The 16,815-nt window shown below is 65.0% G+C and carries 14 protein-coding genes and 1 pseudogene; 3 read left to right on the top strand and 12 right to left on the bottom strand.

The window, feature by feature from the left end; genetic code table 11:
* Positions 1–11: 11 nt before the first annotated feature.
* The gene (locus IEY60_RS31905; protein ID WP_189034251.1) at positions 12–2,285 is read right to left on the bottom strand and encodes an aminotransferase class III-fold pyridoxal phosphate-dependent enzyme; all 2,274 of its coding nucleotides are present in this window, start codon (positions 2,283–2,285) and stop codon (positions 12–14) included.
* A 1,414-nt stretch (positions 2,286–3,699) separates the two neighbouring features.
* Here IEY60_RS31905 and IEY60_RS31900 point away from each other — a divergent pair.
* Together IEY60_RS31900 and IEY60_RS31895 are read left to right on the top strand one after the other, a co-directional pair.
* A pseudogene (locus tag IEY60_RS31900) lies at positions 3,700–4,479 on the top strand (transposase family protein); the annotation flags it as partial.
* A 165-nt stretch (positions 4,480–4,644) separates the two neighbouring features.
* On the top strand, positions 4,645–5,562 hold the full coding sequence (locus tag IEY60_RS31895; protein WP_308426149.1) for a chloramphenicol phosphotransferase CPT family protein: 918 nt from the start codon (positions 4,645–4,647) through the stop codon (positions 5,560–5,562).
* A 343-nt stretch (positions 5,563–5,905) separates the two neighbouring features.
* Here IEY60_RS31895 and IEY60_RS31890 read toward each other — a convergent pair whose 3' ends face one another.
* From IEY60_RS31890 to IEY60_RS31860, 8 genes are all read right to left on the bottom strand, one after another.
* A complete protein-coding gene (locus IEY60_RS31890) occupies positions 5,906–6,337 on the bottom strand; it encodes a hypothetical protein (protein ID WP_373291795.1) in 432 nt (143 codons plus the stop codon).
* A 22-nt stretch (positions 6,338–6,359) separates the two neighbouring features.
* The gene (locus tag IEY60_RS31885) at positions 6,360–6,965 is read right to left on the bottom strand and encodes a hypothetical protein (protein WP_229740317.1); all 606 of its coding nucleotides are present in this window, start codon (positions 6,963–6,965) and stop codon (positions 6,360–6,362) included.
* Positions 6,966–7,060: 95 nt separating this feature from the next.
* A complete protein-coding gene (locus IEY60_RS36305) occupies positions 7,061–7,189 on the bottom strand; it encodes a hypothetical protein (protein WP_268241500.1) in 129 nt (42 codons plus the stop codon).
* A gap of 15 nt (positions 7,190–7,204) precedes the next feature.
* Positions 7,205–8,005, bottom strand: coding sequence for an AAA family ATPase (locus IEY60_RS31880; protein WP_189034248.1), 801 nt, complete (start codon positions 8,003–8,005; stop codon positions 7,205–7,207).
* Positions 8,006–8,029: 24 nt separating this feature from the next.
* Positions 8,030–9,562: a nitric oxide reductase activation protein NorD gene (locus IEY60_RS31875; RefSeq protein ID WP_189034247.1), complete on the bottom strand. Its 1,533-nt coding sequence runs from the start codon at positions 9,560–9,562 to the stop codon at positions 8,030–8,032.
* Between the two features lie 531 nt (positions 9,563–10,093).
* Positions 10,094–10,828 (bottom strand): hypothetical protein, encoded by a 735-nt coding sequence (locus IEY60_RS31870; protein ID WP_189034246.1) that lies wholly within the window; start codon positions 10,826–10,828, stop codon positions 10,094–10,096.
* A 111-nt stretch (positions 10,829–10,939) separates the two neighbouring features.
* Positions 10,940–11,542, bottom strand: coding sequence for a TetR family transcriptional regulator (locus tag IEY60_RS31865; protein ID WP_189034245.1), 603 nt, complete (start codon positions 11,540–11,542; stop codon positions 10,940–10,942).
* Between the two features lie 480 nt (positions 11,543–12,022).
* Positions 12,023–12,844 carry an SDR family NAD(P)-dependent oxidoreductase gene (locus tag IEY60_RS31860; protein WP_189034244.1) on the bottom strand — a complete coding sequence of 274 codons (822 nt, stop codon included), beginning with the start codon at positions 12,842–12,844 and terminating at the stop codon, positions 12,023–12,025.
* Positions 12,845–12,942: 98 nt separating this feature from the next.
* Here IEY60_RS31860 and IEY60_RS31855 point away from each other — a divergent pair, with 98 nt between their 5' ends.
* Complete coding sequence (locus IEY60_RS31855) at positions 12,943–13,557, top strand: TetR family transcriptional regulator (protein WP_189034243.1); 615 nt, start codon at positions 12,943–12,945, stop codon at positions 13,555–13,557.
* A gap of 443 nt (positions 13,558–14,000) precedes the next feature.
* Here IEY60_RS31855 and IEY60_RS31850 read toward each other — a convergent pair whose 3' ends face one another.
* The 3 genes from IEY60_RS31850 to IEY60_RS31840 form a co-directional block, all read right to left on the bottom strand.
* Complete coding sequence (locus IEY60_RS31850) at positions 14,001–15,104, bottom strand: GGDEF domain-containing protein (RefSeq protein ID WP_189034242.1); 1,104 nt, start codon at positions 15,102–15,104, stop codon at positions 14,001–14,003.
* A gap of 224 nt (positions 15,105–15,328) precedes the next feature.
* Positions 15,329–15,847, bottom strand: a complete 519-nt coding sequence (locus IEY60_RS31845; RefSeq protein WP_189034241.1) for a flavin reductase family protein — start codon at positions 15,845–15,847, stop codon at positions 15,329–15,331.
* Between the two features lie 6 nt (positions 15,848–15,853).
* Positions 15,854–16,795, bottom strand: a complete 942-nt coding sequence (locus IEY60_RS31840; RefSeq protein ID WP_189034240.1) for an HpcH/HpaI aldolase/citrate lyase family protein — start codon at positions 16,793–16,795, stop codon at positions 15,854–15,856.
* Positions 16,796–16,815: the final 20 nt, after the last annotated feature.

Here is a 16,815-nt window from a genome sequence, read left to right as displayed (position 1 = left end):
CTGTCCGTTCTCTATTCGGTGGGGGCAGAGGTGAGTGGCGTCCGACGGTGACTGTCGTCGTATCGTTGCCGCGAGCCGAACTCGGGCGGGCTCTGGAACCTGCCCCGGCTACGGCCTCCGGTCCCGAACCGCAGGGTCGTTCGCCATGTCTGCCGGAGCGCATGGGCGCTGATCCGGGAGACGAGGTTCGCGTAGACATGGGCGGGAGTGACATCGGCCAGCCCGACCGACAGACGATCCACGGCCTCCTGCATCGTGCCCGGTCGGGCGAACAGCGGCGGGAAGAACCGCTGGTCCGCGATCAGCACACGGCACCGGTTGGCCATGATGTCCATCAGTGAGCCCTCGACCGCCAGCGTCAGCATCGAGTTCGAGCGCTGCGGGAACCAGCGCCGGTTCATCGCCAGCCGCAGGTGGCTGCCCCGGCCGACCACCCCCTCGAACAGCGGCGACGATTCGGCGAGACGTTCTAGGCCGGAACGCAGCGCCTGCAGTTCGCGCCGGCGCAGAGCGTGCTGCTCAACGGTATTCACCGCGCGCAGCGCGTCGAGTGCCAAGTGCGCGCCCAAGCCGTTGCGATACCCGTACCGCAGTCGCTCCACCAGGGTGGAATCGTATCGGGTGGCCCGGTCGACGGCGTCGACGCGGCACAGCATGACTGCCATAGGAATAGTCATGTCGGACAACGGTTTCGCCAACGTGGTGAAGTCGGCCGAGGCGATCGCCGCGGGATGGGCCAGGAAGCTTTCACCGGTCCGCCAGCCTCCGGTGAGCACCTCGTCGACGCCGATGAGATAGCCGCCAGTCCTCTTGCGCTCGTCGACCATCTCGACGAGATCTGGCGAGATCTCCCGGCACGAAAAGCCCTGGACGAGCTCGAACCAGACCAGGCCGACGTCGTCGTTGTCGAGCGCACGTTCGAAGTCACGCTTGGCGTTCGGACTCATCGGGTCGATGTAGACGAGATTCGAATAGTAAGGCCGGAACGCTTCCGGGATCGTGGCCGATCGTTGCGGTCCGTGTTTGCTCATGCTCAGCGAGGCGAGGGTTTTCCCGGAGTAGTTGCCGCGGAAGGTCACGATCGTCTTCCGCTCGGGACTGGCCAGCCTGGCCAGCGTCAGGGCGGTTTCGACGCAGGTGGCGCCACTGACCGCGGGAAACGCATGGTCGAATCCGGTCAGCGTGTGCAAGTACTGCTCGAGGTCAGCGAAGTAGTCGTGCGCCGGGTCGTGCGCCGCGACCGTCGCGCGCACCTCGGGAGGATTGTGTCCGCGCAGGCTCGCACCGGCGCCACCCGCGCAATCGAGCAGGGTTTGGCCGTCGCGCATGGTCAACAATGAGCCGCGAGCCTGTTTGATATCGAAGTCGAGCTCGAATGCCTCGAGCAAGCCGGCCGCCGGCGGACTGACGTAGCGGGCGAACGCTTCGTTACGGGCGCGGCGGCTGGCGATGATGTCGGCAAGCGCCCGCTCGGCCCGATCGTCGAGATAGCCGCGTTCCCGCAGCACGTGCAGTGCGGCTGTAGCCGCGACGCCGTTGCCGCCGAAGGTCGAGCTGTGCGCGAGGCAATCGACGGGGTTGTTCCACACTGTGTATGCCTGCCGCGTCATTACCGAGCAACCGAACGGGACCTGGTTGTCGGTGAGGTTCTCACCGTAGACCCAGACATCGGCATCGAGGGTGGCGGCGGGCAGCTGGCGCTCACCGGTCGCGACCGGAACCGGCCGACGGTCGCAGACGATACGCATCGCGCCGTCGGCGGCCGCCGTGCGCAGCAGGTCCGCCACTTCCTCCGATTGCCCGTCGAGTTCAGCGGACAGGACGATCAGTACCGCTCCCCACGACTCCGTGGGAAGCGCGTCGATGGCCTCCTTGACGGAATCGACCAACCGCACACCGGGCACGAGGGCGTCGGTGAGCCCGTCGCCGACCGGGTCGAAGTACCGGGCCAGCGATTGTTGCGGATCGATGAACAGGACTTGGCCTGAACGGTTGTTACGGGCGGCGGTGTGGCGCGCGAGTTTGACCGCCGCGGAGATCCCCTCTTCGGTGGAATTCGCCAGGAACGATACACAGTCGCCAGCCTCGGTCCCCGGAGTATGTGCCATACTCAGCGTGTAGGCCAGCTGCGCCCCCTCCTCGCTGACGGACTGCCCCGCGAACAGCATGTTCGGGCGGGCGTATGTATTGCGTTCGATGATCAGATCGCGCACCCAGCGCGCTGTCGGCGCGAATCGCGACTGCTGCCGCTGAGTATTGTCCTGCTGGTCGTGGTCGACCTTCACGATGAGACTCCTTGGAAGTCAAGAAAATTCGTTGTGAAGCATGGATTGCGTATCCGGGCAGTCGACAACTCCGGCCGCCGGGCTACTGAAATGAATCCGGGCGTGCCGCGTCTCGCGCGCAGCACTGCGCCGCGAGGGCGGCGGCCCAGGATATTGGAAACCGGGTCAGTAACGGTTGCTTCGAGGTGTGAGCAGGCGACTGGATCTTCTGAAACCGACGCCAGCAAGCGAGCCGGCTATCAGTGCGCGTGAATCGTCGTGACTTGGCATCGGTCCCCCTGAGCCCTCTGCTATCTCAGTCTTACGTCGGCTGAAGCTTTGGATTCCGGCCGAGCGCCCTTGCGCGGCTTACCCCCCCCTGGCGAGATTACAATACGATCTGGTGGAGAGCAACGTTCTACTTCGGTGAGACTCGCCGTACCAGCCGCTAATTCGGCGCTAACGCCACTCGCCACACGCACGCCTGGTGACGCTCGACTGGGGCGGTGCGGTTTGCTACTCGCCAGCAGCAACCGGCGGCTCTTGTATCCCCAAGCCCCGTAGTGGTGCCGCCTGGCGACATGAACGCTTGTCCGGCAGGATCGTCGGACCAGCGCGCTGTACCGATGATGACACCCCGTGCGAACCGCAGTGCTGGCGGGCGCTTTCTCTGCCCCGAGTGGTGCGTGTGTCTCCCCTGGCGGAATCCCGGCCCTTCTGGCAACGCCACGGCGGGTGCGGGGCGGACAAGGCCGGTCTACCCCGCGCCTATGTCCGTGGAAGAGGGAGCGCTGCGCTCATCTCCGAGCGAGTCGGATACTGCCAGCACGGATGCTCTGGAGTTGCTGGCACGGTTCGATGCCGTGGGGTTGGCGGTCGGCTACGCGACGTCGATTTGAGAACGTCACTGCCGCTCGGCAGCGGCGGACAGGCAGCGGATCTGTTCGCTTCCTTCTGTTGCGCATCGAAGATTCAGACTCTTGTCTCCTCCGCTACACCCGCGCATAGAGAGCGCGATGAAGCTGCCACGCGTCGGTGATGATGTCGTCAAGCCCTGGGGCGCTGTGGTTTCCAGCCGAGTTCGCGGTGTGCCTTCTCGCTCGAGCCGATGCATGCGGTCGGGTCGCCGGGTCGGCGGCCTTGCGCGCGACGGAGGCGTCGGCGTCCGAGCTGCGCACCGAATAATGCGCTGCTGTCGATCGACTACCACCCGTATCCGTATCACCCGAAAGGCTCACTCGCTGGATCTCGAACGCGGATTCAAGGTGTCCGCGGACCAAGTCGATTCACGAGAGGTGGTGGTGCTCGTGGCTGTTACTCGCAGTGATAGATGGCGGTGTACTCGCACTGTCAAATGGCGCCTCGAGGCCGAATGTAGGTGTGTGGCACGGAGCCAGAAGCGCTTTACGTCTGCCGATGTGAGGTCGCCTGAGGGATGTCCCGTAAGTCGTTGAGCAGCAACGGGTATCGTGTCGCGGTGGTGATCTCGGCGTCTGACCCGGTGATGGTGGAGTTGTTCTCCGGGCTGCGGCCACGCACGTTCGCTCGCCTGATTACCCAGTTGCGGCGCGAGGGCGCTGATCGGCCGTTGCGGGGGCGGCCGTGGGGGTTGTGTTTCGAAGACCGGGTGTTGCTGGTGGCCACCTACTTGCGGACCAACCTCACGATGCGGCAGCTCGCGGCGGTGTTCGGAGTCTCGAAGTCGGCCGCGGCCCGGGTGATCGATGACGTTGGACCGGCGTTGGCGCTACGGCCCCGGGCCCGGTTCCCGCGTGGTGCGGTGTCGATCGTGGACGGCACCTGGTCCCGACCCGTGATCAACCTCGCCGCCCAGAGCAAGAACTACCGGTACTCGACCAACCATCAGGTCGTGATCGACGCTGACACCGAACTCGTCGTCGCGCTCGGGCGGCCGTTGCCGGGCAACCGCAACGACTGCCGGGCCTGGACCGAGTCCGGTGCGGCCGATGTCTGCCGCAACGCAGTGGTGATTGCGGATGGCGGCTATCAGGGCACCGGCTTGATCATCCCGCTGGTGTCGAGCTGCCGGAATGGAAACAGGCACACAACATTTCCCACCGCAAGGTCCGCGCTCGCGTCGAGCATGCTTTCGCCCGGATGAAGACCTGGAAGATCTTGCGCGATTACCGTTTGCGCGGGGGTGGGTGCTGCGATGGCTGGGGTGGCGAGGCTGGCCAAACTCGCCACCGTCAGCGGCCGCACCACGCCGGTTGTTCTGCGCATCTTCCCCGAACTGGCCGCCCGGCGACGGCAGCCCAAGCGCCTCGGCATCGTCGCCGAACAACGAAAACGCAAGCAGCGCAACGTCGAAGCCAAAAAGCAGGTCTATGCGGCCATCCGCCGCTACGCTCTCGCGGGCATGTCGGGCAGAGCCATCGAACGCAAGCACCAGGTCGGCTGGCGCACCGTCCAGGCTGCACTGCGATCACCGAACCCGCCCACGCGCAAGAAATATCCCCGTCGCGAGCGCCCTGGCCTGCGAGGACTGGAATCGCACATCGACGCTCTTCTCACCGGCGCACCGTTGATCTCCATCCGGGAGATCTGGGAAGGTCTGCTCGACGACCACCATGCGGCCGTCACCTATCAATCCGTCCACGATTATGTCTTCAGTCGCCGCGGCCCGACGCCCCGGCCACCCCTGCCGGTCAGCGAATATTCCGCCACTATGGAAGACATGTCTGAGCCCTCCGGCGCCACCGAACACTTTGATGAAACCACGGCTGGTCAGGTCATTCTTCTCAACGGCGTGTCGAGTTCGGGCAAGTCCAGCCTCGCGCGCCAACTGCAGCTCGACCTCGAAGGCCCCTTCTTTCACATGGGCATCGACATGATCGGCGCGATGCGTTCGCAAACCCGAACCCACGAACTCGACACGACCGAGCTCGCTGAAGTCCTCCAACGAACCCGAGCAGGATTTCACCGAGCCGTCGCCGGAATGACCCACGCAGGCAACGACATCATCATGGACCACGTCCTGAGCGAGCCTTGGCGCCTGAACGACTGTCTGACCGTTCTCGCTGGCATCGACGTCGTCTTCATCGGTGTCCACTGCTCAGCCGACGAACTACAGCGCCGCGAACAGCAACGCGGGGACCGCCCAATCGGCACCGCCGCCCAGCAGATCGAATCCGTCCACGCCCAGGCCATCTATGACCTCGAAGTCGATACCAGCACCGACTCCATCGAGGACTGCTCCGCCCAGATCAAGAAGTTCCTTGACCAAACCCCATCACTGCGAGCATTCGATCAACTTCGGGCCGCATCGAAACACTGACTTGCGTCAACAACCTGGCAGAGAACCCGCCCGACCTTCTGCCACATACATGACACACTCCTGGTCGCGGCCCGAACGCTACGTCACCTCAACTGGCATCGGACACTTGGACCGATGGGGGTCGTGTTCCCGCACCTCGACGGCCTGGTGATCGGGAAGGTTCTCGCCGCTGGTTCTACGGTGCGGATCAGTCGGCAACCTGCGATGAACCCGCCGCCCGCCCGAGTTGCGCGACACAGTACGACGAGTCCACGGTCGCTACCGTCGACGACTTTCGGACAGTTCGATCACCAGACGCGATCGCGTGCTTGCCGGCATTGTGGGTCACACGGACTCTGGATGCTCAGGGGGGCGCATCTTGCTGTTGCTCGGCAGCCTTGCGGGCTTCGCGTTCGTCGTGCAGGCGTACAAGTTCGCGGAAGCCGAGCCGGTGGTATTTCGGGGTGGGCTGGATTCCCCATTCGTCCTGGGCGGTGTCCTTGCCTTGTGCGCCTTCTGGTGGCCCGAGCGGTGGGTAAGGGTATTTGCACTCGAGGGTGTCGTCGGAGTACCGCACTTTGTACAATTCGCTGCAGATCTCGGTCAGGCTCAGGGTTGGGTAGCCGTAGTAGACCGCCATGAACGGCAGCGTGAACGCGCCCTCGAAGACGAGGGCGATCAGGCATACCAGGACGGCTCGTTTGATCCAGGTGTGCATGCGCGCGTAATAGGGAGTGGTGCCCGCCGGGAGGTCGTCGGCGGGTTCGGTGTCGGTCGAAGCCGGTGTGGTCACGATGTTGGTATCCCTCGAATATCGTTCAGTCGGAGAAGATTTCGCGGTTGACGGTGTGCAGGTAGGGGATGGCGAGAAAGGGGGTGATGTAGAAGATGTCGTAGAGCCACCAGCCGATGACGGGGAAGACGGTTCCGGCGTAGCGGACATCGGCGTACATGGTCATGTTGAACACGTAGACGACCCAGGTGACCACACCCATCCAGCAGGTGACGATCATCCATTGCTGGCCCCAGCGCTTCATCTGCAGGAACCCGATCGCCGCGGCGACGCGCATCGAGAAGACCGTGAGAATGAGTCCCGCGACCAGAGCTTTCTCGCCCGGCCCTGCCGCGCCGCCGACCCACAGTTCGTTGTAGTGCCAGAAGTATCCGGCGTCGAACATGTTGCCCCACCCGACCAGCAGCACGCGGTTGATGAGGGTGTGGCTGGCGACCAGATCCAGCGCCCAGCCGAGGCTGTTGAGACAGCCGTCGATCAGTACGAGATACCCGATGAGGGTGATGACCATCGGACGCACCGACAGACCCGCGCGCTCGGCTCGACGTTGCAGCTGGACACCGCGCAGGAAGATCGGCAGTCCGATCAGCCCCGGTGCCCACATGCCCATCAGGGCGGCCCCGGTGATCATCCATTTGTCGGCGCGGCGCTGGGCCAGGCGGGACTGTTCGTGGTGGTCTTCCAGCGACAGTGGTGGCGTGTCGGCGGCCGCCGGTCGTGACGTCGTCACAGGTCCCACCACCCGCGGGCGAAGGACATGTAGAGCTGGATGAAGAACATCGTCAGCAGATAGCCGTAGATGACGATCTGGAAGACGATCAGTGCCCTTTTGCGTTTGCGTTCCTTCAGGTCCATGCCGGCCGCACCTTTCTATGACGTGGTCGAGGTTTCGGGAGCGAGCAGAGTGGCGGCCGCGATCTCACGCAGTCCGTCGGTAATCGCCCCGTCACTGCTCAGCGGCGCGAGAACGCAGGCCTCGGCGGCGGCGATCTCGGTGGCACCCGCCGCGATCATGGCCGCAGCGGTGACGAGTACGCGGGTCGAGGGTGGTTCGAAGTGGAAGGCGCTGTCGGCCTGGCGAATCGAAGTTGCGCACGCGACCAGTCGCCGGGCGGCCGCGGGGTCTACCCCGGTTTCGGAGGCCAGCAGTTCGGCTTCGTGCACGGGCGGCAGGTAGGTCATCGCCAGGGTGATGAATCGTTGCCGGAACGAGGGTTTGAGTTCTTTGAGTGAACTGCGGTAGCCGGGATTGTAGGAGCACACGAGCATGAAGGTCGGCGGTGCTTGCACTACTTCCTGCGTCCGGTCGAGATAGAGCGTGCGGCGGTGGTCGGTCAGCGAGTGCAGGATGGCCAGCGAGTCGTGGCGGGCTTCGACCACCTCGTCGAGGTAGCAGATCGCACCCGCTTTGACCGCGCGCGTCAGTGGCCCGTCGAGCCACTCGACGTCACCACCGGCGACCATGAACCGACCGACCAGATCGGAGCTGGTGAGGTCGTCGTGGCAGCTGATCGTGACCACGGGCCTGCCCAGCAGCAGGCCCATGTGCTCGACGAAACGCGTTTTTCCACAGCCGGTCGGGCCGGTGAGCATGACAGGAGCGTGACGGCCGAAAGCCAGCTCGAACATCTGGACTTCGTTACCGGCGGCGAAATAGGTGTCGATGGTCATCGTTTCTTCCGATCTGTTGTGATCTCAGGCGGCGACGAGTGCGCGATGGACGTGGCCCAGGACCCGTGGCAGGTCCTCCACTCGCCCGATGCGCTGGGAGCGGCGTGGGCCGAAGACCTCCGGCAGCGGGTCGACACGCACCGGTCCGATGCCGATGTAGTAAACGGTCACTCCTGCCTCGTCGGCCTCCTGCACCGCGTGCGCGGCGTCTGCCCAGGCGTAGCGGCCCTCGTAGCCCTCGTCGGAGATCAGGCCGTCGCCGATGACGATCAGCAGGCGGTGCTCAGCGGGCTGGTCGAGCAGTCGTGCGGTCAGGTGCCGCAGCGGTGCCCCGAGGCGGGTGTAGCCGCCGGTCTGCAGTCCGAGCCCGCCTGGCGGTGTGAACCGCGCGTCGTCGAAGTTCTTCAGGCGCCGCACTTCTACGCGATGCCGGGTATTGCCTGTGAACACGAAGATCCCGTGACGTTGATGTGCGCGGCGCATGGAGTCGGACAGGGCATCGGCGCAAGCGAGTTCGAGGCGGAAGATCTGCCCGCCGTGCACGCCGAGTGACGAGCTCCCGTCCAGCAGGAGTGCGGTGGCGACATCGCGGCTGCGCGGCATCAATTCGCGGAAGATCCGGGGCTCGGCCGCTCTGCCGGTCGCCAGATCGGTGTAGTGGCCGATATATCGGTCGACATCGAGAATCGAGCCGTCCTCGAGCCGGTCGGTCATTCCACGATGGGTGTGTTGCTCGAACCACTTGCGCAGATCCGCGGTGACGGTAACCGCCTGCGGGCCGCGGGCGATGTGGGCCAGTTCGAGCACCGCCACGTGATCGGGCATGAAGCGCCGCGTCCACATGTTCCATTCGGGATACGGGATGCCAGGACGATGCTCGGGGGTGCGGTCGAGATCGTTGTCGTGTGGTCGGCTCGGGGGCGGGAGGTTGAGATTGCGTACGCCGCCGTCACCGCCCACGGGCGTCGAATACGGTCGGGGCAGCCGCTTCTGCGTGGTGGTCCACGGCATCCTCCCGAAGCTGCGACGCAACCTCTCGGCCACGGTCAGCGGGCGCGTATATGCGGTCGGCAGCAGTCCCAGCAGAGGGTGCGGTGTCCGAGTACGCTCCGTCGCCGCCATGGTCACGGCCCGTTCAACCATCGCCGATGCCGCCATGTCCGCCGCCGCCATCTCCAGATCGGGGACAACGCGCAGGATTTCGGGTACCAGCCCGGGCCATCTGATCCCGATCCAGCCGAACGCGACCTCGGCCTCGATGATGGTGAGTGCGCGAAGTTCACCGCCACTGAGCTCGTTGAGCCGATATTCGGTGAGCCGTTCCTTCGACGGTGCGCACTGCAAGGCGATCCCGCATGTCAGGGTGCGCCGAGACCAGTCCCGCGCGAGCGGCGGATAGGGCACCTGGACGGTCTTCATGCTCGGGTTCAGCCCGAACACACGATGCTCACCGGTGACGAGTACGACACCGTCACGGCGGCGGTCGCTCAACGCGACCGCGGTCAGCGCGCAGCTGCGCTCGACCATCAGCGAGTGCGTATCCGAAAGTCGGGTCATCGCGCACCTACTGACGCGCGATGACTCACGCGCGCGGCACTCAGAACGTGCCGATGTTGGAGAACATCCAGTACCAGAACGCGATGATCCCGACCGTGCCGCCCCACGCCGCCGCGTAGCGCGCGATTTCCCACAGATAGCCCATGGCCCCAGCTCCTGACCTCGATTGGATGACCAAATGTCAGCGAACCCTGCCGCCGTACCGGTACTCGGCGGGATGCACCCCGCGGCGCGGGAGATAGGCGCAGAGATTCGAGACCGGCCGTCGCAATCACCAGGCCTCCCATCCGCGCAATTTGCTGACTGTAGTCAGCATAGTGGGCGTGAGTTCTGCTGTCTACGGTCAGTAGAATCGCTAGAACGCACGGTCAAAGGCCAGACTTTGTCGCTGGAAGGTCTGATCTGAACAGGATTAGCTGAGTTGAGTCAGTCTGAAATGTGGCACGTCAGGACGCGGCCACGCGAGCCCGGTGCCCACGATAGGGGCTCGCGCCCGGATGTCACGCACGGTCGGCCATGCTCGACAGCCGTTCAGTCGGAGAAGATTTCGCGGTTGACGGTGTGCAGGTAGGGGATGGCGAGGAATGGGCTGATGTAGAAGATGTCGTAGAGCCACCAGCCGATGACGGGGAAGACGGTTCCGGCGTAGCGGACATCGGCATACATGGTCATGTTGAACACATATCCGACCCAGATGACCACGCCCAGCCAGCAGGTGATGATCATCCATTGCTGGCCCCAGCGCTTCATCTGGAGAAATCCGATCGCTGCGGCGATGCGCATGGAGAACACCGTCAGGATCAATCCGACTTCCCACGCCTTCTCGCCGGGGCCCGCCGCGCCGCCGACCCAGAGTTCGTTGTAGTGCCAGAAGTATCCCGCGTCGAACATGTTGCCCCACCCGTTCAACAGCACACGGGCCAGCAATGTGTGATGGGCGACCAGGTCCAACGCCCAGCCGACCGTATTGAGCGCGGCGTCGACGATAACCAGATAGCCCAGCAGCGTGACCAGCATCGGCCGAACCGTCAGCCCGTCGCGCTGGGCGCGTCGCAGGAGCCGGATGCCATACAGGAACAGCGGAAGGCCGAAGACCCCCAGGGCGGCAGTGCCGATCAGAATACTGCCGCTGATCAACCACTTGTCGGCGCGACGCTGCGCCAGTCGCGATCGCCTGGCGTGCTCATCGAGGGACAGTCCCGCGCTCGCTGAATCCGCGTCGGCACGGGCAACGAGGCGCTCGGTGGGTTTGCCGGGAATCGACATCGATCTCCCCTGTGAACGAGGGTCGGCGCGCGAAGGCCGATCTGGGCACTCGCAAAGGTATCAAAACTGACTGAAGTCAACAAGATGGCGATTGCGGCAGCCTGTGGGTGTTCATTCGGCCGGTGCGAGGCTGCGCATCGTTCGGATGAGGTAGTCCTCGACCAGCACTCGTCGGTTCGGCCATCCGCTGGTGGTGATCAGCAGCGCGTAGAGGCCGAGCAGGAAGAACACCGCACTGTTGATCGGAGTGACCTCCGGGTCGATCGCCCCGTTGTCGCGCGCGAGTTCGATCCGCTGGGCCACCAGGTCGATGAGCGGATGCTCCCTACCGTCGTCGGGCGGGCGCGTCTGCGAGAAGTGCGCCGCCAGAAAGTCCTTGAACAGCAGCACGCCCAGGCGATGCTCGAGATCCAAGATCAGGCGAATTGCCTCGTTCAGCAGCTCCGCCAGGTCGCGGTCGCCACGCAGGAAACGGCCGAGCTGCTTGACCATGCGCTGCTCTTCGCGCAGCTCGAGCTCCAGCAGGACGTGCTGCTTGGTCGGGAAGTGGAAGAAGAACGTGCCGTGCGCGACCCCTGCGGCCGCAACGATGGCACCGACATCGGCGTCGGCCATCCCGGTCCGCTTGAATTCCCCGATCGCCGCACCCATGAGGCGTTCCCTGGTCTGGAGACGCTTCGCCTCACGTGCCGACAAGCCGTCCGTCGCAGCCATCCGCGTCTCCTTTGATTCCTGACTCGACTCATCGAGGATCCGTGTCCGTCGCCGCCCCGTAGGTTAGCGGGATCGGACACTATGCGTTCGGAGTGGTCGCGCGCATAGGGGCGGTAGCTGGTGGGCCGAGCGGCGAGTTCGGCGTCGATGCCGACCTCGATAGCACCGAACAAGTTGATCTTCTCGCTGTGTGCCGGGCTGATGTGGGCGAGTACATCGTCGTCGATTGTCGACGTGAGGGCTTGCGTCCGTAGTCCGGATCGGTCAGATACCGGCAGGTGGTCGGACCGTCGTTCGGTGGGGCGCTGCTGGCGGCATGATTCCCACGGACCTGGCTGCGGCCGCGATCACTGCTGTGGGAGTCATCGCGACGAGCCGCCCCCGAAATCCGGCGCCAGCCGATGCGCTCGGCCGGTCGGATTCGGCGGCAGCCATCGACCTTTCGGGTAGGTAGTCACCCGTCCGGTCTCTCCGCGCACGTCACGGCAGGCCGGCCTCGGCCTCGGCGGACAGCTCGGCCCACTCCTGCCAGCCCTTGACCCGGTCAGCGTAGAGCTGCGGGACGATCTGGAGGGGGAAGGTGCCGAAGAAGATCCGGGAGGGTGGGGTGTCGGCGTCGACGACCTTCAGCAGTGCGGGGCCGACGCCCGCAGGGTCGGGGTTCGGGATGGTGGCGAAGCTGGCGTTGACCGTTTCCCGGAAGCTGTCGTAGGCGGATAGCGGTGCGGAATGGGCGGAGGACGTGTTGAACTCGGTGCCGAAGGGGCCGGGTTCGAGGACTGTGACCTTGATGCCGAAGCCGGCGACTTCCTGGGCCAGCGAGTCCGAGAGACCCTCGACCGCAGCCTTGGTGGCGGTGTAGCCGCCCGTGGTGGGGAAAGCGGCAAGGGCGAGCAGGCTGGTCACGTTGATGATGTGGCCGCTGCCCTGAGCACGCAGGTAGGGCAGTGCCGCCTGCACGACCCAGAGGGTGCCGAAGACGTTCGTCTCGAACTGTGCGCGGAGGTCGTCTTCGGTTAGCTCTTCGACCATGCCGAACAGGCCGTAGCCGGCGTTGTTGACGACGACGTCCACGCGTCCGAAGTGCTCATAGGCGCGCCGGACGGAATCGGTCACAGCGGTTTTGTCCGTGACGTCCAGGGCCAACGGCAAGATCGCGTCGCCATGGGCTGCGACCAGATCGGCGAGTGCGTCGGTGTTGCGGGCGGTCGCCGCGACCTTGTCGCCGCGCGAGAGCGCGGCCTCGGTGAACCGGCGGCCCAAGCCGCGCGAGGAACCAGTGATGAACCAGATCTTGCTCATGGGAAGAACTCCTCGATAGGGATACTGAGACAACGCAGGAGACTATATCCCAATATGGGACTTAGTACCACTAAGGGTCGATGTACCACACTCCCCCCATGGCCGAAACATCCAGGACCGGGCGCTCCACGCTGCGGGAGCGGACACGAGCCGCCATGCGCGAAGAGGTCAGCGGGATCGCGTTCAGACTCTTCGCCGAACAGGGTTTCGACAAGACGACGGTCGAACAGATCGCCGCCGAGGCCGGGTTGTCGCGGACTACTTTCTTCCGGTACTTCGGCACCAAAGAGGAGCTCGTCCTCGGCAAAATGAGTGAGTTCGGTCCCCAGATCGCCGCGGCGCTTGCCGCGCGCCCCGCCGAGGAGCGGTCTTGGGAAGCGCTGCGACGTTCTTTCGACGTGATCACCGAGCCGACGGCCGACGAGCCACAGCCGTTCCTGAACCTGATGCGACTGCTCAACGACGCCTGCGCCCTGATGACCCGTCAGTGGGAGAAGACGCAGGGCTGGCACAGCCTCCTGGTGCCCGAGATCACTCGTCGTCTCGCCGGTGACCCGAAATCCACGAGCGACCTGCGCGCCCATGCCCTCGTAGGCTCGGCGATTTCCTGTCTGGACGCCGCGACCGACGCCTGGACCGCCGTCGGCGGGGCAATACCGTTGTCCGAACTACTCGACCAGGCCATGGGTGTACTGGTCGAGCCGGCCGCATAGCTGGACTCGGTCGCGAACGCGGACACCGTTGTGTCCGGATCTCGAAACCGCCCCACCTATGCGGGCGCCTCGAGCACCTACGCCGGATCGCTCGCGGGTTCTGCAACGTCAGCCACCATCTTTCGCGGACAAGCCGGACTGCGTTGGCTCGTCGCGATGACTCCCACGGCGGCCATCGCGGCCGCAGTGACGACGACCGTGGGAATCACGGCCAGCAGAAACCTGATCAGGAATCAGGGTGATCGGCGAGATCTCACGTCACCCGTCGCGATCGTAGAACCGCAGGACCGACACGCACAGCGCGCAGTCGCGGCGCGAGCGCCCTTCGCTCGGTTGTCGGAGGTGATGCATGGCCAGATCTCGGTCTCACTATGCGCGGTCCCCACCCCTGTCGCGCAGTTCGGTGGTGTTGGTTTCGGTGTTCCCGTTGTTTTTCGTATCGGTCATCCGGGGGCGGTTGGGTGGTGATGGTCCAGTGGCGGGGTCAGTTCGTCGACTACGACCAGGTTTCCGCCGGACTGTTTGGCCCGGTACATCGCCGCGTCGGCGGATTGCAGCAGTCGGTCCGGAGTCGGCCGGGGACATTGCTGACAGACCGTCGCGTCGAACACCGCCACCCCGACGCTCGCGGTAACCACCACCTCGGTCTCCGACGGTTCGGCGACCACCTGGCACAACCGCTCGGCCTCGCTGCGCGCGGCGGCTGTGGTGACCGGAGCGGCCACCACGAACTCCTCCCCGCCGGTACGTGCGACCACCGCCATCTCCCCGGCGGTGTCGCGCAAGCGCCGGGCGGTCCGCACCAGGACGAGGTCACCGATGCGGTGACCCCAGGTGTCGTTGACGCTCTTGAACTGGTCGAGATCGAAGCAGATGACACAGATCGCGGAATTGCGGTCCATCATTTGCGGCAGCTGGTTCTCGAGACCCCGGCGGTTCAGTAGTTCGGTCAGCGGATCCGACAGCGATGCGGTGCGCAGCAGCCAATAGAGGAACTGGAATGCAGGAACCGTGCTGACCACCGACGCGAGTAGCAGCGCGACCGCGAGGGCCAGGTGGATGTCCCCACCGCCGGTGGCGATCCGCACGGACAACACCACCACCGACAGCAGCGACCAGGCCGAATGCACAGCCAGAGCCCGCGCGTTGTGGAAGAAGCTCAGGTAACTGCCGGTGCCAAGGAGCAGCACTGTGCCCATCGCCCCGAACAGCCGATCTTGCAATTGGAGGAACTCCATTGTGAACAGCACATCGGCACAGGCGATCAGCACCAGCGACTCGGTCTTGTTCGGCCAGGGCAGCAGCCACCAGCGAAGTGCCCACAAAGTCCCGGACATCACTCCGATCGTCGAAGCGACGCCGGGGTCGCCGGGCGGGCCTACTGGCGTTCCCGCGATCACCGCGCCCATCACCGCGATCGCCGCTCCCGCGAAGCCGATCAGCACCTTCAGCGGGATCAGCGCCGATCGATCCGCGAGGGTGCGGACCAGCCATCGGTAGTCCACAGGGTCCTTCCACCAGGCCCGCAGCGTCTTGCCGTTAGTCATCGACTCACCCTTGGTCCGACCGCATTGCCCACCTCGCGCGTACTGCGTGTGAGAACTTCAGGAAATCCCACCAGCTGATCGGCAGTAGTTTAGGGCGGACCTGTCGATATTCGATGCGGGCGTTTGTTTCGCAGCCACCACGGACGTGTCCGGACTGATCGCTTCGCTGATTTCAGCCTGGTTTCGAATGTCGTAGCGCGAGGGCGCGGTCTACCGCCGGTCCCTCATTTTGCGTCGTGCAGGCGGCGGAAGCGGCTGTCGTGAAAGACTAGGGGCTCGGCCTCGGTTCCGACCGCGACCCGGGTGAGGTGAACCAGCACTACCAGGTGGTCCCCGGCGGGAATGCTGGCCGACGGTGTCGCCTCCAGCCATGCGGAAGCCCCGCCGACCAGGAGGGCCCCGTCGGTCCCTGGAAACATCGTCAGGTCTCGGAAGCGATCGCCGTGCTTGGTTCCGAGGGACCTGGCGGCGCTGGTCTGGTCGACGCCGAGCAGGCTCAACCCCAGTCGGGTCGCTCTGCTCAACGGCGGCCAGGTTTGCGAGGTTCGTTGCACGCAGAAGGAGACGATGGGAGGAGTCAAGGAGACGGGGACAAAGGTGCTGACTGCCATCCCGTGTGCTGTGTCGCCGACCTGTGCGCAGACTGCGACGACGGCGCTGGGGAAGGTGGCGAACGCCTGCCGAAGCGACGGCGGATCGGTGGGGACCTCGGTGAATCCTTGCGTAGATGCGGACAGCGTCATAGCCGATCAGCTCCGGGCAGGTATCGCGCGGTCTGCGCGACGGTGCGGGTCGATTGCGGCGGCGCGAGCGAGCGTCGCCTGAGCCATCTTGATATGGGCGGCGTCGACGAGTACTCCGTCGACGCCGACGGCACCGCGGCCGTTGGCCTCGGCGTCGCGGTATGCGGCGATATTGCGTTCCGCGAGCGCGATTTCCTCGGGGGTGGGGGAATAGACAGTGTTGGCGATCGCAACCTGGTTCGGGTGGATCGCCCACTTGCCGGTGTAGCCGAGCAGTGAGGAGCGCCGCGCGTCGCGTTCGTAGCCGGTGAGGTTGCCGTAGTCGGGGAACGGGGCGTCGATCGCGTCGATGCCCGCGATACGAGCGGCGACCAGTACCTTGTTGCGGGCGTAGTGCCAGAAGTCACCGGGGTAGTCGCCGAGTGGTTCGAAGTTGGTGTCCACCCTGGCGCCCTGGGAGAGTGAGAAGTCGCCGACACCGAAGATGAGCGCGTCCACCCGCGAACTGGCGACGGCGATCGCTTCGGCGTTGGCGAGTCCCTCCACCTCTTCGATCAGCACCTCGAGACGAATGCGGTGGGTCAGGCCGAGTTTCTCCTCGAGTTGTGTCAGCAGCACGTCGACCCACCACACGTCGCGCGCGGTGCGTGCTTTGGGGACCACGATCGTGTGCAGGTGCGACCCGGCGTGGGTGACTACTTCGATGATGTCGTCGTGGCACCAGCGGGTGTCGAGCCCGTTGATCCGGATCGCGGGGACGGTGTTTCCCCAGTCCATCGCGGTCAGTGCGGCGATCACCTTCTCCCGCGACTGCTCTTTGAGGGCGTCCGGGGTTGCGTCTTCGAGATCGAGAAACACCAGATCTGCGCCGCTGGCAAGGGCTTTGGCGAACATGTGGTCGTTGCATGCGGGCAGAGCGAGCTCGGAGCGCCGGATCAGCAGGGTCATCGTCGAAAGTCCTTCTGTGG

The sequence above is a fragment of the Nocardia rhizosphaerihabitans genome (genome assembly GCF_014646295.1).
Classification (GTDB): Bacteria; Actinomycetota; Actinomycetes; order Mycobacteriales; family Mycobacteriaceae; genus Nocardia; species Nocardia rhizosphaerihabitans.
Note: the sequence above shows the minus strand (reverse complement) of the source record. Positions and strands in the feature narration are given on the sequence as shown.